The organism is Phytoactinopolyspora endophytica, from assembly GCF_004138495.1.
Lineage (GTDB): Bacteria > Actinomycetota > Actinomycetes > Jiangellales > Jiangellaceae > Phytoactinopolyspora > Phytoactinopolyspora endophytica.
In genome coordinates this window covers 158,070-177,730 of sequence record NZ_ML142859.1, presented here as the reverse complement: position 1 = coordinate 177,730, position 19,661 = coordinate 158,070, and the positions used below count along the sequence as shown (strand labels likewise).

Below are 19,661 nucleotides of genomic sequence, written 5' to 3'. Positions count from 1 at the left end.
GAACTTGTACGCTACAAGTTGATTTGTCCATCCGGGAAGGGGTGACATGTCCGTGCCAGATGGCCCGACGACTGAGCAGCATGTTCGGCCGGATCACGCCCACACGCCTGATCTTTCCGGCCCCGACGGTGATCACGGCTCTGACGGGTGGGAAGACCAGTACACCGATCCCGAGCACGGCGACCTCTGGACCGGACCCAAGAGGTTGAACCTCGACGAACCTGGCACGCCACCCTCGGACATCCCGCCTCCAGATTTGCCATCTCCCGACATCGTTCCCCCCGAGGACGACAGCGTCAGCGTGGAGGAGCTGGAGCTCGCGCTGGAACGCGCGAAGCTCGTCGCGGATGACTGCGCGGCAATCCTCAAGCCCGCCCTCCAAGCCATGGAGGACGGCGCCTGGGTGAGCAGGAGCGGCGACGAGTTCTCGTTGGCACTCGAAGACAACGCGCGGATAGCCACTGAATCCGCCGAACGCGTCGTCGAGATCATCGAAGCCGAGCTGGAACGACGCCGCAGCACGGGGGATGTCGAGCCCAAAGTCTTCATGCCCGCCGACACTGGGATGGGTGTCTAGATGGCCGGCAAGATCACAGGTGGCTTGGATGACAGCCCATCGGGCGGCAAGACGGTCGGCAGCCTGGACCACCCGGCCGACGACGCCGTCGACGCCGCGGAGACCGATCCCTCGGCCTACACGTCGCCGTCCAGTTCCACCGGCGACACGAGCTCCTCCTATGACTACGACGACAGCTCGTCCGGCGGCTATGGCGGTGGCTCCTCGGACAACACGAGCGGAGACAGCCACGCCGACGAGCCCAGTGCGGACGACGACGCCGGCGGCGAAGACACCGACCTGGGGAACGACGACAGTGACCCGGACGCGGACACGGACTCAACCTTCCGCGGTGAGGCGGAGAGTGACGACTCCGACGGAACCTCCGATGGCGACGAGGACGACGAACCGGAGTCCGAGGACCCGGAGCCAGAGGACAACGACAACGGCGACAGCGACAGCGACAGCGACAGCGACAGCGATAACGATGGCAACGACGACGGCCAGAACGACGACGGCGGTAACCGCAAACCGGGCGTCGTGTCCATCGACATCCAGGCCATGACCATGCTGATCGCGGCCATGGAGCGCGCCCGCGACCAGATCCCCGAGTACGAGACGGAGCTGCGCGGGATCCTCACCGACGTCGGGCTCGACGAGGTCGACGCCCTCAACGCTCCCCGCTTCTCCCAGGTCACGGCCTGGCTCGAAGACGAACTGCCCGGCTTGCGCCGCAGACTCGCCCTGGCACAGGAGATTGAGGACGGCGGGTTCCACGCGCTCCCGGATCGTCAACCACATTCTCCCCGCCAACCGGTCAGATACGACGAGGGGCGGGTTCTGCAGCACTCGCCCCATGTGTCCATGGAACACGGCCAGGCCGCGGTCACGCTGTTCGCCTCGCGTCCGGATCACAACGACGTGAAGGAGCTCATCGCCAAGCTCAATGGGAATCAGCACGATCCCTACTTCGCCCACACGTTCACCAGCGAGGCCGACCCGGCAGCAGTCACAGCCGCCATCGACGCCGCCAGAACGCAGGACGACGTCGACCCGGCCCAAGTCGACCAGCTCGCCAACCTGATCGAAACGACGCTACGCACCGCCCGCCGCGGCACCGGGGAGCTGGCACCGGAAGAAGGTTTCGAAGACCAGTGGGCCGAGGTCACCGGTAGCGGGCATCCGTCCGCATCGTAAACTTCGCATTCGGTTGAGTACGTCCTTGTTTCGGGCCAGGAGTCATTGATATGTCGTACGAAGACACCCCTGAAGGCGCCGGCAGCGGCCCCGAGTATTGTTCCATGGACGTCGACGCCTTGGGGCAGGCCGTCGATGACCTCGACAAGACGCTGACCGGGCTGACCGACCACATTTCCGGCCTGGAGTCCGACTTCGGCTACTTCGGCGTCGACAAGTCCAACTTGAACAAGCTACTCGAGGCAAAAAGTGACCTCGAGGAGATCATGCCGGACATGCACAGGCGGCACAGCCTGGCGGTTCAGCTGCTGGCCGAGCGCCAGAACAGCGGCTGGGACGCCGACGGTGTGCTCGAGATGCAAGGCACTGACATCCTCAATGACCTGTTCGACTCGGTCGAGGAAGCCGAGGAGGCCGGCCGGGAGCTCGCGGAGCAGGTCAACGGGACCGATGGCGACATTCCCGATGAGGTCTGGGAGCAGCTGGAGCAGTACGGGCACGATCCCGACTTCGCCGAGGCGTTCGTCAACAACCTCACGGCCGAAGACCGCGCCCTCCTGCTCATGACACCGAACACCACGGGCGATGACCTTCCCGAGGGCGCAACCGATGCGCTCTCGACCGTCTTCGCCACCGCCAGCTTCCGGATCGACTACGACGCCGAGTTCATGAACGAGATGAACTCGGCGCTGGACGAATACCACATTCCTAACAGCGACCTGCTCGACAGCATGGCGTATGTGATGGACAACGGTGGTCATTGGAACTACGAGTCGATGGTGGCGTTCGCCGACCATGCGCTCAACGGTGACATCGGCGACATCGTGACCGGCGAGGGCGCCACATGGCTGTTCGCGGCCATGGGCAAGAACCCACGCGCGGCGGCCGAGTACATGCACGCGCACCCGGACGAGATCTGGGACCAGGCGCAGGTCATTGGCCCGGTCACCGACACCGACGAGTGGAACGAGGCATGGACGGCCTTCGTCAAGGCCGGCACAGTCGATGCGGACGCAGTCTATGGACGTCTGCAGATCTATGACGAGGACCAGCCGAACCTGGCCCAGGAGAACGCCGCCACCTGGATCACCAACGTCGGCTCGCTAGAGGAGCCCTTCCCCTTCACGGACGAGATGCGCGGGGTCTTCGTCGACATGACGGAGCACTACTGGGACGACTTCATGTACGCCTTCTCGTCCCCAGCCGGCGTCGGTGACTACGACGGCACGCCCCCGATCAACCAGATCGACCCCGAGGTCTGGGACGCGTTCATCACCGAGGGCATGCGATCCGAAGAGGGCTCGGCGCGCACGTTCGAGCTCTTTCACAACCAGGTCCAGGATATCCAGAACGGCCGGCAAGAACCACACGACGCCAGCGGCTGGGACGGCTTCATCGCCGGTCGGTTGTCCGACATGTTCCTGACGAACTGGAACGATGTCCTCAACGAACGCGAGGCCAGCGAGGAAGAGAGAGACGCCTTCCGCGAAGGCATGGTCGACTGGCTGATCGGAGCCGGGTTCGACCCGAAGGGTGCCGCCGACGATATCACCGGAATGCCCAAGGAGATGGCCCAAGAGATCCTCGGGGGCCTGGTCAACGGCTGGCTGGAGGATATGGACGAGGAAGAGGTCCAGGAACTAGAGACCGACGTCTTCGGCTACCACCAACGGTGGCGGACCTACGCCAACGCGCGCATCGAGCACAGCGAGCTTCCGTACCTCAATCCCGAGGTCGAGCCGTACGACGACGGGACGGTCACCTGGGACGGCGACCCGGAGTTCTACGAGGAGCGCTATGGCGGGGAATTCACCGACAGCAGCGGGAGCATCCTCCCGTTCGACGAGATCGTCAACGACCCGGGCGCGCTGGCCGCCTACAACGCGTGGCTCCAAGACCCGGCCGTGCAGCGCGCCACCAACGGCTTCTTCCAGGATGAGAACGGGCCGAACTAAGAAGTCGCGCGACCTCTCTCAGCTCTGACGTTGTCTGTCCGGGTGGTCGGCGATCACTCATCGTCCGAGACGGTGGCGGCGAACGAGACCATGATCGACTCGCCCGACCCCTCGTCCTGCGCAGCCACCACGACGGTGCCGTCATCGAGCATCGTGGTACCGGTGCCGAACACGCTCGTCGTCACGGCTTGTCCGTCTCCGGACACGTAGACACCGGCGAGGTCCTGGTCCACGCTCTCGGCGGCCGCGTCGGCGATCTCCTGCGCCCGGTCCGAGCCGTCGGCGATCTCCCAGAGGTAGCGCTCGCGGCCGTCCTCGTCGTCCGGAAGGCCGCCGAACGTGGTAGCCAGGATCCCGCCATCCGCGGCGATCGCCGGACCGACGGTGTGGCGCAGGTTGGATCGGTACTCGGCCTCGGCCGGGAGCACCGGGTCCGTAAGCGGTCCCTGCTCCGAGATTCTGGGCACGGCGACGGTTCCCGCCTCCGACCCCATCCGCACACTCAGCGCGTCGTCCTCGCCCACCTCGAGGATGCTCCGCGTGACCTGAAGCACGACCTCCGCCTGAGAACCTGCGGCGATCAGGGTCTGCCCAAGCACCGGAACCGATGTGCCAGCGACGTCGGCGTCAGGGAAGGAGGCGCCGTGGACTTCGCCTTCGGTGATGTCGGAGGGGTCAGTGTCGACCGGCTGGCCCGCGATGGTGCGCAGGGCACCGTCCTCAATCCGGCGAACCAGGTTGACCACCTCGTACCCGGCGCCCGCGATCTCTTCGACGAACACGATGCTGCCGTCGTCGTCGACGGCGATGTCTCCGATCCTTCCGAGCTTCGCGTCTTCCGCAGGCTCTCCGTCAGCCGTCGCCGGCATCGCGTCCACGGTCTGGTCGCCGACGGCGGGCACGCCGAACGCCGGCTCGATGCCGCCGTCTTCGGTGAAGACGTACACCGACGCCTCGCCTGCCAGATCACCCGGCGCCCGCTGCGGAAGGAGGTACACCTCGCCGTCCGGCGCCGGCGCTATGTCGCTGATCTCCGTAACGCCCTCCGGTAGCTCGGGCGTCCACTGAGACACCTGCCCGGCCTCGTCGGCCCGTATCAGTGACACACCGTCGACGACGGCCCACACCGAACCGTCCGGGCCCGGCTCCAGGCTTGTCAGGGCACCGTCGAGCCGGACATCGCCGCCAGCGACCGGGTCCTCGGACGCCGCCTGTTCACCGCCACCGGCCAGCAGGGTGACCTCGAATCGTTCAGAGTCGGCCTCTGAATCAGATGACTCCGAGTCAGATGTGCAGGCGGACAGGGCGATAACGGTCGATGCGATACCGCATGTGAGAAATCGGCGCAGCATGACGCAGAGTCTATGGGCACCTGACGAGCCCCACGGCGACCCCCTGGATCGCTTAGGATCGTGTCCGTCGATCCCCGACATATGAGCGATGACGGAGTGCTGAATGAGTGGCGACGAAGAAGACATGGTGTCGAACCCGATGATCTCGGCCATGGGCAGCTTGATCACGCGAACCGAGAACGCGGTCGAGGAGACCCCGAATATAGACGACCCCACTGGATCCATCGGCGAGGGCCCGGCCTGGACCGGCTCCAAGGCGCGCCAGATCCACGACGACTACCTCTCGCCCAACGCCGACCCTGTCCGGTCGGCACTGAACAACCTTGTCGACGACGTGCAGACCAGGCAGGGCGAGCTCGACCCCGAAGTAACCGAGGAGACCGCCCGCATAATGCGCAACGACCTAGCCCACGGCTGACGTGACCTCAGGCACCTGAACCAGCTGCCACTGGCCGGCGGCAACGTAGAGTCCACGCCCGGGCGGCATACCGCCGGTGAGGGATCGCGGCAGCTTGAGGCCGAAATGGTCGCCATCGCTGGTTGCCGCGGGCGACAGCAGCAGGCCCGAGCGCGACTTCTTCAGTGCCGCCACCGGGCCGCGGTAGGAGCTGCCCAGATCATCCGTGGTTCCGGCAGCGATGATGACGCTACCTGAGTCGCGCAACTTGCCCAGGTGTTTGGTGATCCCATCCACCAGCCAGCCGTCCACACCGATCAGCTCGACGTCGTCGATGACCAATGCGGTGCGGCCCTTTCCTTGCGCCGGAACCAGCCCTTCCAGCAGCTCGAGGACGTCTTCCTTCTTCGACTCGAGGTTGATGACCGCCTCCACGCCCTCACGTGTGCCAAGCTCCTGAAGCGGGCTGCGCCGAGGGGTGACGAGGGCGACTCGCCAGCCGCGCTCCAGCACGGACATCGTCATGGTGAGCAGTGTGGCACTGCGGCCGGAGCGACGTGGTCCAAGGATCAGCAGGCCCGGACCGTGGTCGATCGCGTCCAGGGTCCGCAGCGTCAGGGTGTCGCCGCCCACGGCGATGGGGATCTCGGTATCGGCCAGTGGCTTCTCCAGCAACTTGGTGGCCTCCGCCAGGGTGATCTTCGTGGGCAGTGGATCCACCCGGAACGGCCGCATCCGGCGGGGCACGTCGGCGAACCGTTCAGTCGCCTGCCGGCCGATCTCCTGCAGCGCGGCGACCTGGGCCGTGCCGGCGTCGTCGTCGGTCAGCAACGCCACATGTGTCTCACGCAGTCCGTCAGCACGGAAGCACCGGCCGGGAGGCATGTGCTCCGGGACCTCTTTGCCGGGCATCCCGATCGAGGCGAAGTCGGCCAGATCGGTCATGCGCAGTATGAGCTTGTCGTCCATCAGTGTGCTGAGCCGGCCGATCAGGCCAGTTCGATCGGCCGACATGATGATCTTCACACCCACCCCGGTGCCCTCTTGCATGATCTGCATCCACATGTCGAGCAGTCTGCCGTTGTCATAGCTCTCGAACGCCTGCTTGAAGCCCTCCCACCGGTCGAACAGCACGACGATGTACGGCAGGCGCTTCTCGGGCGGCGTGTTCGCCCGCTGCTCGCCGACGTCGGCGAAGCCCTGCTCGGCCAACAGCTGTTGCCTGCGCCCGATCTCGGAGCGTATACGGGCGGTCAGCCGCGCCAACCGGTCCGGCTGGTCGCGGCTGACGACGGCACCGGTGTGCGGCAGGCCGACGATGGGGAGCAGCGCGTTGTTGCCGCAGTCGACGCCGTACAGATGGATGTCGCCCGGTGAGACCTCGCGGCCGATCACCCCGGCGAAGGCTCGAAGCACCGTGGACCGTCCGCTTCTGGGTGCCCCGATGATCGACAGGTTCCCGCCGTCGGACACGTCGTAGTACGCCACGCTGCGGCGTTGCTGGCTGGGAATGTCGACCATCCCGAACGGCAGCTGGATCTTGTCGCCCGAGCCGACGGAGGCGTTCTGCTCGCTGAACAGCTCCTCGAGCGTGATGATGTCGTCCAACGGAGGTAGCCAGGGAGGCGGCGGGGCCTTGACACCGGTGCGGTCCGACGCCTCGTTGATCGCCTTGACCAGGCTCTCCAGATCGGTGGGTATGCTGACGTCCTCCTCGGCCTGACCGGCGCCCTCGAAGGCGGCCGGCCGGCCGATGCTCTCCCAGGAGAGCTCGCGCAGGCCGATCGAGACGGAGGCATCCGGCGCGGCGGGACGGCCGCCGACTCGCGAGGACTGGAACTGCACCAGCGACGAGTGCCCGAGCCGCGCATACCCGCGGCCCGGCAGAGACTTGGGGATCTCCGCCGACTCCGGGGACTCGATGACGTCCTGGCTGTCGGTGCGGTCCGTGACCCGCAGTGCGATACGCAGGTTCGTGTTGGACTTGATCTCCGAGCTGACCACGCCAGCCGGGCGCTGCGTGGCGAGGATCAGGTGGACGCCGAGCGAGCGGCCCCGGCGGGCGATGTCCACCAGGCCCTTCACGAACTCCGGCAGCTCTGCGACCAGCGCGGCGAACTCGTCGATGACGATCATGAGCCTCGGCATCGGCTCGTCATCGGGCCCCCTGCCGGCCAGGTAGTCTTCGATGTCCTTCGCCCCGGCTCCGGCGAGTTGGTGCTCGCGACGGTGCAGCTCCGCCGCGAGACTGGCCAGCGCCCGGGTGGTCAGATGGCCATCGAGGTCGGTGACCATGCCGACCGTGTGCGGCAGATGGTTGCAGTCCTTGAACGCGGCTCCACCCTTGTAGTCGACGAGCACGAACGTGAACTCGTCGGGCCTGTTGGCCACTGCCAGCGAGGCGATGATGCTCTGCAGGAGCTCCGACTTACCGGAACCCGTGGTGCCCGCCACCAGGCCGTGCGGGCCGTCGGCCTTGATGTCGATGGAGAACGGCCCGTCGGCGTTCTCGCCGATCACCACCCTGGTGGCCCGGCCGACGTTGGTCCACCAGCGCTCGATCGCCTCCGGGGTCGCGGGGTCGATGTGCAGCACGTCGAGAAGACGGCTCGAGGCGGGCAACGTCGAGGACAGATCCTCCGAGCTGACATCTTTGATGGGGGCGAGCGCGCGACCCAGCCGTTCACACCAACCTGCCGGCACCAGATCCACCCGGACGCCTTCCACCGTCTCGGCCTGGGTCACCCGGACCATGGACGAGTTGCCCGGTCCGACGCGGACCACTGCCTGGCATTCCTCCGGCAGCTGCTGCTCCTCGGTGTCGATACAGAGGAAGAGCAAGCCCACCGACGGGCCCTCCCGCAGCAGCGTGACCAAGCCGGGGATCAGCCGGATGCGGCGCGCGCCGTCGAGCACCACGAGCATCGGAGAGAAGCTGACGTCGCGGGCCGCGGCGCCGCCCCCGATGCCGCCACCCTTCTCGTCTCGTGCTGCCTTGCGTGCCTCCACGACGGCCATCAGCTCAGCCACCCGGCGGTTGGTGGTCTCTTCGTCGACGCCGACGCCGGCGATGACGTCCGCGTCGTCGCCTCTTCGTGCGTGCGGCAACCACCGCACCCAGTTCCATGCTCGGTCACCGTCAGGGTCGGAGAGGACGACGATGCCGAGGTCCGCCGGGCTGTGCAGCGCCGCCGCCTGCGCGACCATCCACTCGGCCACCAGCGTGCGGCTACCGTCCGCTCCGGCGACGCCGGTGACGCCCGCCGCGGCCATGTCGACACCCACCGGCACGTCGGGCGCCGTCCACCGCAAGTCACGCTCGTGGTCGTCGCGTGCCGGATCGGTCAGCTTCACCTCACTGGGGATGTCGGCGGTGCCGACGCGGACCCGCAGCCAGTCCGGATCGGTCCGGCGTCGCTCCCACAGCCGGGCGCGCGGACCGGTGGCGAAGAGCAGCAGGGCCGCCGGATCGGGCATGTCGCGCCTGCGCGCGCCACGCTCACGCACCAGCGCGTCATAGGCCTGGGCACTGATGCGCTGCAGCCGCTCGACGTAGTTCTCCATCTGCGTCGCGTAGCTGCCGCGCCTTTCCTTCTTACTGTTGCTCTGCCGAGCGATCAACATCAGAGGCGCGAGCAGCATGATCATCAAGCTGTACGGGGAGCGGATCAACAGGAACATGGTGCCGCCCATGAGCACAGGTCCGAGCGCCATGGCCCACGGCAGGGGCGATTTCCGTGGTTTCTGCGGTTCGCTCGGCAGCCGGAAGTCGGTGAGTCGCGACGGTGGCAGCAGGCGAGGCGGCCGGTTGTAGTCCAACGTGACGCCGCCCGGGCTTGGTGACAGCGAGGCGTCCGGCTCTGCGGGCACGGTCAGCTCGAACATCGCCTCGCCCACGACAAGAGCCGTGCCCGGCTTCCAGACCGTCGGCCCCTCCAGCGGGACGCGGTCGAGGTGCGCGAACGGCCGGTCATCCTCGGGAGCAATGGTCATATGCGGGTTCTTGAGGCGGTCGAGCTCCTTCATCAGCTTCTTGTACCGACGCTTCCGCCGCGACTTCCTCTTCGTCTTCTTCTCGTCCTCCTGCTTGGGGATGATGATCGGCCCGTCCAGGCGGAGCTCACGGTCCGGCGGCTGGATCACCTCGCCGACGACCGCGGGGTCCGGGGTGATGGTCACGGTGCCGTCAAGGCCGACGTCGAGGCTGAAGATGGTGGTCGGCAGGCTGGGGTCGTGCACTTTGACGGCCGACGCCGGTGCGGTCCCGACGCTGTACGTACCCGGCGCGAGGCTATCCACCTGGCCGGCTCCGATGCCCGAGACCGTGCGGAGCTCCATCACTCCGGTGCGCTCACCGAACATGTCCGACAGCGGTAGACCGAGCCCGACAAGAGCACCGTTGTGCAACGCGGACTCGCGCACGAGGACGTCCGGATCAAGCGGCCGGCCGCCCAGGTAGAGCGCCGGAGGTGCGACTATGTCGGTGCCGGGACCGTCGCCGACCACACCCAGATGGCCGAGCGCGCGGACGATCTGTGGCTCTGCCGCAGGCGGCGCGATCTGCGCCGCGAGACGACGTGCGACGTCTGAGACGGTGGCATTCTCGTCGCAGTCGACCGCGAGATCGACAGCCTCCCCGTCCGCCGACGCGATGGCGCTCAGCAGTAACCGCACGTACCCGCTCCCCGCCTCCTGAAGATCTCTACAAGCGATGGCCCGCACCCTGGAGAAAGGATGCGGGCCACCGTGTCAAGCGACGTCGGACGGCTCCTCAGGGGAGACGGTCCGGCTCGCCGAACGCCTCAGCCATGTTGTTGTGGTTGGTGAGCACGTCCTGAGCCGCATCCTCGAGTGCCTGCCGCAGCGTGTCGAGGTTGGACTTGTAACCTTCCCACGCCTCCCGGAACTGGGTTGCGTAGGTGCCCTCCCACACCGTGGCCTCGATCCCGCCGTCGACGTTGTCCTTGATGCCCTGGGCGTCCTCTGCCTTCGCGTTGAAGGTTCGGTAGAGCTCCTGGAGCGTCTGTAGCTCTGCACCTACAGCCATGTTTTGAAACTCCCTCAATCGATAGTCAGTCACGTCCAGACAGACGGAACGTGACAGCGCTGAGCTTACCGGTCAACGACGACACGGCAATGGTTTGAACGGCATCCGGCTACAATTCGGCTACATCGGCGCCGGATCCCCCAGGTCAGGCGGAATCACGGCTCTCCCGGTCCGAAGCCGCTCGGCTCGATCCTGGCAACAGCTCCTCCAACAGTGCTTCCGTCTCCGGCGCCAGGTCGGCGACGCCGATCGCGTTCAACGTCACCCACATCTCTTCGGCCGCCGCGTTCACGCCCGCCGGCCCTTCCAGGGCGTGTCGCGCCTGCACCAAATCCCGCCACAGCAGCTGTTCGGCCGGCCTGACCCGGATACCTGCCGACGCGGCCGCGGCCGCGGTTCCGGGGTCTCCGCCGTCCCAGCACAGCGTCGAGAGCCGGTGCGCCGCGTCCACCAGGACGTCGGAGGCGATCCGTTCCATGCGCACCCGTGCGAGCCAGGAGTACCGGCCGCTCGGCCGCTCGCTCAACACCTGGCCACGTGCCACCCGTAGGGCCTTGCTCAACAGGTCGATCTCGTCCCGCACCGTTCGCGCCTGCCGGGTGCGCCGCAGCAGGCTGCAGACCACATCCCAGTCCAGAACGGCTCCCTCGCTGAGCTTGAGCCGGCCTTCGGGTGTCTGGAGAAGGTACGGCGACCCATCCGGATCGGTACCCAACCACTGCCGGACCCGGTCGAGAGTCGCCTCCAGCACGGAACCGCTGACGCCGCGGGGCCACACCGCGGCGGACAACACGGTCGGATGGACACCCTCCGGGTGCAGCGCCAGGTACACGACGATCTCCGTGGCCAGCTCACGCCGGTCGTCCGCGATCGGGCTCGCGGACTGTACCTCGGCCGGTCCGAGGATGAAGACCCGGACCGGTGCCGTCGCCAGGTCGGCCACCTCCAGCTCCATCGGCGGCACGGGAATCTCAGGCCGCGTGTGAGGGAGCCAGGTGGCGTCCGTGAGCGGGCCGTCGGGTCCGTCGTCGTCACTCGTGCCTGGGGCCATCAACTCACAGATGGCCTCGATGCTCCGCCACGACAGTCGGTTGGCCCGCAGGCTCAGGCCGAGCACGGGTATGTCCAGCGTGCCGGTGGAGTCCACGGACAATCGCCACCGTGCGCCCGCGGTCTCACCCACGCACACGACGCCGAGCGGAGAACGCGCGGTGGTGTCGGTCAGCTCACCGAGCTGGACCAGGAGGTCGTGGTCCGGCGCCTCGCCCAAGACGACGTACTCCGCCATCCACGCGTTCCCGTCGCTCGGCCGCAACCGGCCGGAGAGCACGTCCGGCCCGGCCCCGTCCACCCGTCCGGCTCGCAACTCGGGCAGCGCCTGTGTGATGTCCTCGACCACTCGCAGGCGTTCGGGGTCGAAGACGGTCAGCTCGTCGGGCAGGCCCGCCGTGGTGACACGTAGCCGGTCCGACCAGCGGTTGGTGGCCAGTTCTACGGCGATGGCCGTCGCGAGCTCGAAGGCGGCGGTCGGATCGCCGCCGATGCTGATCGGTCCACCGGCCGCCTCCAGGTCGACCAGCACGTCGCGGTCTCCGTCCCGGCCGAACGAGACGAGACCCGGATACGGAGCCGGCACCTCGTGCAGCGCGTCCACGCTGCCGGAGAGGGCGGCCGACTCGCGTCTGAGCACCCACCGTCGGCCGTCGTCCTCGACGGCCCAGGGCGCCGGGGCAGCCCCGCGGGCCGGCGCCAGCAGGAGCTCGACATGCTCGTCATCGACCACGGCGGCGTACGACGCAGGCAGCGGCTGCCCGATGTCCCGGCACGCCACGACCAGAGAGCGCAACGCGTGGTCGAGCCACCTGGCCCGGTCCGGGTCCGCACCGATCTTCAGCGCCACCTCGGCTTCCACTCCGTCATCCCCCGGCTCGGGCGTCCGGCGACGGCGTCGCACGATCTCGATCGAGGCCAGCAGGCCGGCCGCAAGCAGCCCACCGGCCACCAGCTCCGGGTGAGCGAGCACGCCATGACCGGCGTCGGACGGCGCATCCTGGGAGCGGTGCCGTTGCGCGCCGGAGATCGTGTCGCCGATTGAGCCCTCGTCGGCTCGTGCCCCGCTCTCGTCGCCGGCCTCCGCGTCGTCGGCCTCCGCGTCGTCGGCCACCGCGTCGTCGGCGTCCACCCCGCCCGTCTCGGCCTCGCCGCCCGTCCCGCGCGACTGCTCCGTCGGGGCAGGTGCGTCGTCCGGCGCCGCGTCCTCGGCCTCCGGCTCGTCGAACGTCACGGTATCGGCACCGACCGCGTCATCGGGAAGGATCAGCAGCCAGTTCGGGTAGATCAGCCGTGCCAGAGACAGCTCGTGCCCGTCTGGCTGGGTACGTTCCTTGTTCAGCTCGAAGATCTCCCCGTAGCGACGTCCGTCGCCCAGGGTGCGCTCGGCGATGTCCCACAGGTTGTCGTGGTATCGCCCCTCGGGAGGCTGCACCACGTAGACCTTCTTCCCGAGCAGCTCCTTGCCGTCAGCCGAGTCCAGGACCATGTCCCCGAGCCGGTACACGGCCCGCTCCGACGGCCCGTCGCGGTCCTGAGTCGCCTCCTGCCGGTTCTCGTCGGCGTGGACAGTCGCGGTCACGCTCGACGCATCGGCGGCGTCGCCGTCGGCCGTGTCGATCGACGTCGCCACGGACCCGACGGACGACGACGGCACCTCGGTCAGCGTCGCCGGTACGGCCGCACTGGCCTGGCCGACCGCGGTCACCGCCAGCATGACCGTGCCCACCAGCAGGCGCGCAATCCGCTGCGACGCCCCCGACATGGGGACCCGGGCGGGCATTCCCACCCCGCGCAGCGCGCTGCGGAGCTCGATCAGCACACAGACCGCGAACTGCAGCCACGCCAGCAAGACCACCCACAGCAGAACGCCCACGAGCTGGTCGACTCCGATGGCGGCCGTCAGGTCGTCCCGCGATGGCCAGGAGGTCGGAACCGGCGGCGGTCCGGCGAACAGAAGCAGAGCGACCGGCACGCCGGCGACGAGCGCCACCAGCGCGACGCCCGCGCCGAGCGAAGCAAGCAGGTTCCGCCTGCCGGTGACCGGCGCATCGGCCCGCTGGAAGCGTTGCGGCCCGCGCTCGCGGCGCTCGGCCGCGGCTATGCCGGCCGGCGGCGGGGGTGGTGGCGGCGGCGGGGGTGGGTCGTCGACCTGGTTCACGGTCCTCCTCCAAGGATTCCCACGTCGGGTTGAGCCACAGCGGAACCGCGCACGTCGAAGCTGTCGACGAACACCAGGCCCAGCAGCCCGGTCGGGACGGTGCGCTCCACCACGACACGGACCGCGGCCACACCTGTCATCTGGACCACGATGGTGTCATAGCTCCGCCCTGGGAGGCCGGCGAGAAAGTCTCGGGCCTCGGCCTCAGCCCGCTCAGGCACGACCCGGACGAGGCCGCTGCCACGGAAGAGATCTATGTCGATCTGGTCGGCACCAGCGCGCGCGGCCTGCTCGGCGTCATCGAACGCCTGCTGGCGCGCATTGATCGCCCGGCCTCCGTCGTAGACCAGCCCTGCTACCGCGAACAGCATGACGATCAACACGACCACCAATGCGCTCACGGCGCCCCGCTCGGCCTGCCGGCGGTGCGGGCCTCTTCGAAGCCGCGTCACGATGTCCTCCGGTGCTGGTCGATGGGTGCTGCGCTGCTGCCGTCGAGAGTGGCGCTTCCGGGAAGACCGACGAAGCCGAGCTCGGAGAAGTCGACCTGACAGCTGACACGCACGTTGACCTGTCCCTCGGCCGAGAAGTCGCTCCCGCTCAGATCGACGGCCGCACACGAGAGACCGGACGGGAGCGCACGCGTGGCCGCCTGCTGCGCCGCGGCCTGCGCCGAGCCGAAGTCCCGCTCGTACGACGCGGCCCGCGCAGCTTCTCGCGCCGCGGACTCGACGTCGCCTTGCCGATCGACATACCGGCCGAAGCCGACGATGAGCAGTATGAGCGCAACCAGCACCGGCACGAGGAGGACGACCTCGACGGCCATCGATCCTCGCTGGCGGCGCAGGCTCTTACAGATCAGGGCGGAACTCCTCTATCGGACCCTCGGCGTGCCGGCACACCCGTGGGGTGATGTTCTTGATGATCTCCTTCGCGCGACCGCAGACCTCCACCCGCACGTGGGTGCCGTCGATGTTGACCACGCTCACCTCCACCTCCGTCAGCTGATCGCCGCCCACCTCGGCGGCATAGGTGGTGGCACGCGCCTCCGCTGCCGCCAGATCGCTCCCGCCGGACTGGCGGGCGATCCGAGCACCCTCGCGGGCGGCGGCATGTGCCACCTGACCACCGTGGTAGTGCAGCGCGAACTGGACGGTCAGGAAGATCACGAAGAACATGACCGGCGTGTAGATCGCCATCTCGATGGCGCTGGCGCCACGCTGCGAGCGGAACCAGGTCTTCATCGAGGGGATCAGGGGTTCTCTCCGCCCGGCGTATCCGGGATCTCGATGTTCTCGGCCTTGTCGGTCACCATGTTGTAGATGATCACTCCGACGGCGGCCGCGAGCGCTACCAGAACCGCCGTGATGATCACGAACTCCATCGCCGACGCGCCTCGCTGCGGAGAGGAACGGACTCGGTCGATTCTGGCCTGCAAGAACAGCAGCACACAGCCTTGCGGGCTGGACGGGGGAAAGTATGTACTCATGCAGAGAATCTCCTGAAAAGTCGGGGTGTCATGACCGCATGGGCGGCCGCTACCCGAAGATATCGGCTCAGTGACACGTTCTGAATAGCTCGTCACGCTCCTTCCAGCACACCGACCAGGGCAGGGTAAAGGAGGAATATCAGGAAACCCAAGCACAGCAGGAGCTGCGCCACCAGCATGGACTGAGAACGCTCGCCCGCCTTGCCCTCAACCTCGGCCAGCTCGCGCCGCCGCAGAGAGCTCGCCCGGGCCGCGAGCGACTCGCGGACCTTGGCACCGTCCTCGGCTACGAGTGCCAGAGCAGCGGCGAGGTCCCTGAGCTCCTCGATCCGAATCTCCTCGCCCAGCTCCCCCAGCGCGGCCCATGGCGTCACACCGTGCAGGCGCGCAGCCAGCAGCGTGTCCCGGATCCTGGTCATCGCCCAGCTGTCGCTCAGGCTGGACGCCAGCGACAGCGCCTCCGGGACGCCCCGCCCACCGGCCAGGTTCATGGCGACGAGGTCGAGGAACGATCCGACCACGTGCCGGAAGTCGCGCCGGCGTTCCGCGGCCTTCGACCGCACGTGCAGCGTCGGCACGGTGGCAGCGATCAAGGCGGCCAAGATTCCGGCCCCGAGCGACGTGGTCATGCCATAGCCCGCGGAGAGCACCACCAGCACGACGTCCAGCACCACCGGCGCGAGGAACCCGCCCAGGGCTGCCAGGACGGTGACCGCCAGGTGCGCTTCCACGGTGCGGCCCAACAGCGACAGGTCGCCGCGCAGCACGCTCAGGTCGAGCCCAACGCCGTCGAGAAGCCCGCGCAGCCTGCCGCCGAACTTCCGCAGCGCCTCCGTCTCACGGATCTGCCGCGGATCGAACGAAGCCGCCGTGATGCGCTCATGACGCGCCCGTCGTCGTTCCAGGTCGAGGCGGACAAGCTCCGCTGCAGGGTTGGCCTTCGCCTGGAAGAAGACCAGACCGAGGAGCAGGATGCCGAGGCCGGCTGCCGCCCCTGCCAGCAAGATCCAGGTCATGTCTGCCCCTGTCCGTCCGGCTGCCGGGCAGAGGTGACCAGGAAGCGGCCGGGGACCTCGATATCGGAGAGCCTGCGCATCCACATGAAGCCGAGCGCGAACATCGCCACCACGACCGCGAGCACCACTTGGCCCATCGGGTCGCCGTACGGCTCCACGTAGTCCCGGTTCAGCACCGACAGACCGACCATGAAGGCGACGCTGACGCCCACCACGATCTGCACCGACCTGCGGGTGCTCGCCCGCCCGGCGAAGACCCGCTGCCGCATGTCCAGCTCAGCACGGGCGGAGTCGGCGAGGGAGCTCAGGACATGACGCAGGCCCGGACCGCGCAGGCGGGAGTTGAGGATCAGCGATGCGACGACGAGGTCGGCGCTGGGATCGTCCAAATCGTCCGCGAACCGCTGTAGGGCTTCCGGCATCGGCATCCGGATCCGCAGCCGGTCGGCGAGCAGCCGGAGCTGCGGCTGGATCGAGGGGGACGCGGCGTAGATGGTGGCGGGGATGGCCTGTTCCAGGCCGACGGCGCCGGCGATAGTGTCTCGCAGCGACTCGCTCCAGGACGCCAGTCCTTCCAGCCGGGAGATGGCCACGCGCTCGGACTTGGCTCCACCGAAGAGCAGTGGCCACGCGGCGACAAGTCCGCCCGCGCCCACCGCGGCGACCGGCCACCGGCTCAGTACCAGAACGACGACGCCCGTCCCGACGCCGAGCAGGGTCTGCCGCCCCAGGCGCTCCAGCAGCGGGCGTCCGGTCCTGTGGGACGACGACGGCCGCCGATCGGTACCGCGCAGCGCCACGATCAGCAGCAGCACGCCGCCCCCGGCCACCATGCCGAGAAGGACGATGAGCAGAAACGTCGGAGTCAGCCGGTCCATTCCACCGCCGCCTCAGGCAGGTACCCGACGGCTACCAGCTCGTCGAGACAGCTGACCGGTGCGGCCGGTACGGCCACGCCTTCTGGACCACGGGAGAAGATCTCGCTGGAGAGCACCCGCCCGTCCACTCCGTTGATCTCCCGCACGCTCGAGACGAAGCGGCGCAACCGTCCGCCGTCCGCGTAGTCGTTGCGCTTCTCGACGAAGACGACGAAGTCGATCGCTCCGGCGATGAGCATCATGGTCGCATCCACCGGGAGCCGCTCCGCGGACTGGATCGCATACGTGGAGATGCGGTTGAACACCTCGATGGAGCTGTTGGCGTGGATCGTGGACAGGGAGCCGTCGTTGCCCTGACTCATTGCGTTCAGCATCGTGACGATCTCGTCACCGAGCACCTCGCCGACGATCACCCGGCTGGGGTTCATCCGCAGGCTGCGCCGGACCAGCTCGGCCATGGTGATGGCGCCCATGCCCTCGGAGTTCGGCAGCCTCTCCTCGAACGCCACGACGTTGGGGTGCAGGTCCGGAAACTCCCCGAGCCCGAGCTCCAGGGCACGCTCGACGGTGATGATCCGCTCGGACGGCGAGATCTCGTTCGCCAGCGCCCGCAGCATGGTCGTCTTCCCGGCGTTCGTGGCGCCGGCGATCATGATGTTCTTCCGCGCGGCGACCGCCGCCGACAGGAACGCCGCCAGTTCCTGCGTCACTGTGCCGTACGCGAGCAGATCGTCCAGGTGCACTTTGGCCAGACGCGATCGACGAATCGACACTGCCGGGCGGGCGCAGACGTCCATCACCGCGGACAACCTGCTGCCATCCGGCAGCCGCAGATCCAGCTGTGGGTTCGCGGAATCGAACGGCCGGCTGGCGAGCCCCGAATAGGCGCCCAGAACCTGCACCAGTTCGACCAGCTCGTCGTCGGTCTCGGCGACGGGCGCGCCGGTCGCCTCGTGGCCGTCGGCGTACTGGATGAAGACGTCGTCGCAGCCGTTGATGTCGATGTTCTCGACTTCGGGATCGTCGAGCAGCGGCTGCAGGCGCCCGACGCCGAACAGCGCGGCATGGATCCCGGAGGAGATCTCTTCTTCCTCCTCCGCGCTGGGAGGCGTCCGGCCGGCGGCGATCTCGGCACGGGCATGGCTTTCCATCACCCGCCCGATGACGGCGCGGGCGAACTGCCGCTCGTCCTCGGCCGTCATCGGCGCGACACCGTTGGCGGCGTCGTCGCGACGCTGGCGAGTCAGCGTGTCGGCTACCTCTTCACGCAGGCGCCGCACCAGGTCCTGGAGCATCTAGTTCCCCGCCGTCGCAGTCGTCCGGCCCGATGCGATCCCCCGCACCGACGTCACAACCTGCCGCGCCGACCGGATCAGAAGTGTGCGGTCGATCCTCCGGCCGGACCGACCACTCAAGGCGGCGACCGCCTTCGGGTCATACGCCAGCCGGCCCAGCACGGAGACCTGTAGGCGGGCATACTGCAGCAATCGGTCGAGGTCGCGCTCCGCCGTGGAATCCGACGGCGACGTCACCAGGATCACGCCCACGGGTACGCTGCCGCTCCGTCCGATCTGGAGCGGCTCCGACAGCCATTGCAGCCGTTCCCGCAGGTGCGCGTAGGCCTCGACCGACGGCCGGACCACGAACACCACCGCATCCGCCGCCGAGAGCACGGGCATCACGGGCGTTCCGGGTGTGAGCCGACCGCAATCGGCGAGCACGTCGGCGCCGGCGCTGCGCAGGCTGTGCGCCAACGCGGGCCACGCCGACCCGATCCCGGTCATCTGCTCCGGCCGTGTCACCCCGGCCATCACATCCAGCCCGCCGTCGATCGTCTGCACATGCGCGGCGAGCTCGCTCTGCGTGACTCCGCGCCGCGCGGCGGCCGCCAGCGAAAGCACTCCGCGTTCCGGATCGATCGGTGCGCCGGCCGGAGCGCGGTGACGCAGCGCGAAGTCACCACCGGCCGGATCGAGGTCGGCCACCAGGACATCGCCCGGCCAGATGTCGCCGAGCACGTTGACCGTGGTCGTCACGCCCGGCGCACCCTTGGCCGAGCCGAAAGCGATCAGCACGCTGTTACTCCTCCGCGTCGTCGCTCACGGAGGCGCCCCGTTCAACGAGAACGACGGCGAGGCTCTCGCCGGCCGCCCGGGCGGCAACGGTGGCCCCGTCCTCGCTGGGCACGATGAATGTCGCCACGATGCCGCGGCCCGACATCACATCACCGTCCGTGCCGGTGGCCGAGCTGACCCGGACGCCTTCCGCGATCACCTCACCCGAACCGTCGGAGCTCACGCCGATGAGATTCACCACGTCACCGGGCAACAGCCCGCTGGCCGGGTAGCGGCCGGCGGCGAGTGTGGCGCCCACGGCGACGTTGCCATCGGTGAGCATCCCGCTTCCCCCGATCATTGAGGTGTCGAGCAGCTGACCTTGCTCGATGCGGACGGTCGTGTAGTTCCCCACCACCTGGTCCAGCTGCGACACCGGGATCAGGCGGGTGCCTTCCGAAGCCACTTGTGTCGTGCCCAGATGCGCTTCCGTAATCTGTTGCCCGGCC

17 protein-coding genes are annotated in these 19,661 nt (G+C 68.1%); 4 read left to right on the top strand and 13 right to left on the bottom strand.

Going from position 1 to position 19,661, the window contains the following annotated elements:
- Positions 1-46: 46 nt before the first annotated feature.
- Genes ELR45_RS20940 through ELR45_RS20930 form a run of 3 tightly spaced genes read left to right on the top strand, consistent with a single transcriptional unit; the run spans position 47 to position 3,708 of the window.
- On the top strand, positions 47-577 hold the full coding sequence (locus tag ELR45_RS20940) for a hypothetical protein (protein ID WP_129668080.1): 531 nt from the start codon (positions 47-49) through the stop codon (positions 575-577).
- Positions 578-1,753, top strand: a complete 1,176-nt coding sequence (locus ELR45_RS20935; protein WP_129668079.1) for a hypothetical protein — start codon at positions 578-580, stop codon at positions 1,751-1,753. It abuts the gene before it with no gap.
- Between the two features lie 50 nt (positions 1,754-1,803).
- Entirely contained in the window at positions 1,804-3,708 is a 1,905-nt protein-coding gene (locus tag ELR45_RS20930; RefSeq protein WP_129668078.1) for a hypothetical protein, read from the top strand.
- A 53-nt stretch (positions 3,709-3,761) separates the two neighbouring features.
- On the opposite strand, the gene ELR45_RS20925 is transcribed toward ELR45_RS20930, so the two are convergent.
- Positions 3,762-5,060: a hypothetical protein gene (locus ELR45_RS20925; RefSeq protein WP_129668077.1), complete on the bottom strand. Its 1,299-nt coding sequence runs from the start codon at positions 5,058-5,060 to the stop codon at positions 3,762-3,764.
- Between the two features lie 103 nt (positions 5,061-5,163).
- Between ELR45_RS20925 and ELR45_RS20920 the strand changes: the two genes are divergently transcribed.
- The gene (locus ELR45_RS20920; RefSeq protein WP_129668076.1) at positions 5,164-5,478 is read left to right on the top strand and encodes a hypothetical protein; all 315 of its coding nucleotides are present in this window, start codon (positions 5,164-5,166) and stop codon (positions 5,476-5,478) included.
- Here the strand turns inward: ELR45_RS20920 and ELR45_RS20915 are convergent.
- The 12 genes from ELR45_RS20915 to ELR45_RS20860 all read right to left on the bottom strand — a co-directional run.
- Positions 5,464-10,131, bottom strand: a complete 4,668-nt coding sequence (locus ELR45_RS20915) for an FtsK/SpoIIIE domain-containing protein (protein ID WP_129668147.1) — start codon at positions 10,129-10,131, stop codon at positions 5,464-5,466. The two genes, ELR45_RS20920 and ELR45_RS20915, sit on opposite strands and share 15 nt — an antisense overlap.
- A 97-nt stretch (positions 10,132-10,228) precedes the next feature.
- A complete protein-coding gene (locus tag ELR45_RS20910) occupies positions 10,229-10,504 on the bottom strand; it encodes a WXG100 family type VII secretion target (RefSeq protein ID WP_129668075.1) in 276 nt (91 codons plus the stop codon).
- Positions 10,505-10,649: 145 nt separating this feature from the next.
- The gene (locus ELR45_RS35615) at positions 10,650-13,715 is read right to left on the bottom strand and encodes a hypothetical protein (protein ID WP_165367975.1); all 3,066 of its coding nucleotides are present in this window, start codon (positions 13,713-13,715) and stop codon (positions 10,650-10,652) included.
- Positions 13,712-14,167 (bottom strand): TadE/TadG family type IV pilus assembly protein, encoded by a 456-nt coding sequence (locus ELR45_RS20900; RefSeq protein ID WP_129668074.1) that lies wholly within the window; start codon positions 14,165-14,167, stop codon positions 13,712-13,714. Before ELR45_RS20900 ends, ELR45_RS35615 begins: the two co-directional genes overlap by 4 nt.
- On the bottom strand, positions 14,164-14,541 hold the full coding sequence (locus tag ELR45_RS20895) for a TadE/TadG family type IV pilus assembly protein (protein WP_129668073.1): 378 nt from the start codon (positions 14,539-14,541) through the stop codon (positions 14,164-14,166). The genes ELR45_RS20900 and ELR45_RS20895 overlap by 4 nt, the downstream gene beginning before the upstream one ends.
- Before the next feature lie 25 nt (positions 14,542-14,566).
- Positions 14,567-14,959, bottom strand: coding sequence for a TadE/TadG family type IV pilus assembly protein (locus ELR45_RS20890; protein WP_129668072.1), 393 nt, complete (start codon positions 14,957-14,959; stop codon positions 14,567-14,569).
- Between the two features lie 8 nt (positions 14,960-14,967).
- Positions 14,968-15,204 carry a hypothetical protein gene (locus ELR45_RS20885; protein ID WP_165367974.1) on the bottom strand — a complete coding sequence of 79 codons (237 nt, stop codon included), beginning with the start codon at positions 15,202-15,204 and terminating at the stop codon, positions 14,968-14,970.
- A 92-nt stretch (positions 15,205-15,296) separates the two neighbouring features.
- Positions 15,297-16,220, bottom strand: a complete 924-nt coding sequence (locus ELR45_RS20880; protein ID WP_129668071.1) for a type II secretion system F family protein — start codon at positions 16,218-16,220, stop codon at positions 15,297-15,299.
- Positions 16,217-17,098, bottom strand: a complete 882-nt coding sequence (locus ELR45_RS20875) for a type II secretion system F family protein (protein WP_129668070.1) — start codon at positions 17,096-17,098, stop codon at positions 16,217-16,219. The genes ELR45_RS20880 and ELR45_RS20875 overlap by 4 nt, the downstream gene beginning before the upstream one ends.
- Positions 17,086-18,393, bottom strand: a complete 1,308-nt coding sequence (locus ELR45_RS20870) for a TadA family conjugal transfer-associated ATPase (protein ID WP_129668069.1) — start codon at positions 18,391-18,393, stop codon at positions 17,086-17,088. Before ELR45_RS20870 ends, ELR45_RS20875 begins: the two co-directional genes overlap by 13 nt.
- On the bottom strand, positions 18,394-19,173 hold the full coding sequence (locus ELR45_RS20865) for a CpaE/TadZ family protein (protein ID WP_129668068.1): 780 nt from the start codon (positions 19,171-19,173) through the stop codon (positions 18,394-18,396).
- Positions 19,174-19,177: 4 nt separating this feature from the next.
- On the bottom strand, positions 19,178-19,661 hold a 484-nt coding region (locus ELR45_RS20860; protein WP_165367973.1), incomplete at its 5' end, for a hypothetical protein.

What these genes read in the sequence shown, in the direction of transcription:
- ELR45_RS20940 (WP_129668080.1), top strand. Translation starts at nt 47, where the DNA reads ATGTCCGTGCCAGATGGCCCGACGACTGAGCAGCATGTTCGGCCGGAT.
- ELR45_RS20870 (WP_129668069.1), bottom strand. Translation starts at nt 18,393, where the DNA reads ATGCTCCAGGACCTGGTGCGGCGCCTGCGTGAAGAGGTAGCCGACACG.
- ELR45_RS20910 (WP_129668075.1), bottom strand. Translation starts at nt 10,504, where the DNA reads ATGGCTGTAGGTGCAGAGCTACAGACGCTCCAGGAGCTCTACCGAACC.
- ELR45_RS20920 (WP_129668076.1), top strand. Translation starts at nt 5,164, where the DNA reads ATGAGTGGCGACGAAGAAGACATGGTGTCGAACCCGATGATCTCGGCC.
- ELR45_RS20890 (WP_129668072.1), bottom strand. Translation starts at nt 14,959, where the DNA reads ATGAAGACCTGGTTCCGCTCGCAGCGTGGCGCCAGCGCCATCGAGATG.
- ELR45_RS20895 (WP_129668073.1), bottom strand. Translation starts at nt 14,541, where the DNA reads ATGGCCGTCGAGGTCGTCCTCCTCGTGCCGGTGCTGGTTGCGCTCATA.
- ELR45_RS20925 (WP_129668077.1), bottom strand. Translation starts at nt 5,060, where the DNA reads ATGCTGCGCCGATTTCTCACATGCGGTATCGCATCGACCGTTATCGCC.
- ELR45_RS20935 (WP_129668079.1), top strand. Translation starts at nt 578, where the DNA reads ATGGCCGGCAAGATCACAGGTGGCTTGGATGACAGCCCATCGGGCGGC.
- ELR45_RS20880 (WP_129668071.1), bottom strand. Translation starts at nt 16,220, where the DNA reads ATGACCTGGATCTTGCTGGCAGGGGCGGCAGCCGGCCTCGGCATCCTG.
- ELR45_RS20885 (WP_165367974.1), bottom strand. Translation starts at nt 15,204, where the DNA reads ATGAGTACATACTTTCCCCCGTCCAGCCCGCAAGGCTGTGTGCTGCTG.
- ELR45_RS20930 (WP_129668078.1), top strand. Translation starts at nt 1,804, where the DNA reads ATGTCGTACGAAGACACCCCTGAAGGCGCCGGCAGCGGCCCCGAGTAT.
- ELR45_RS20875 (WP_129668070.1), bottom strand. Translation starts at nt 17,098, where the DNA reads ATGGACCGGCTGACTCCGACGTTTCTGCTCATCGTCCTTCTCGGCATG.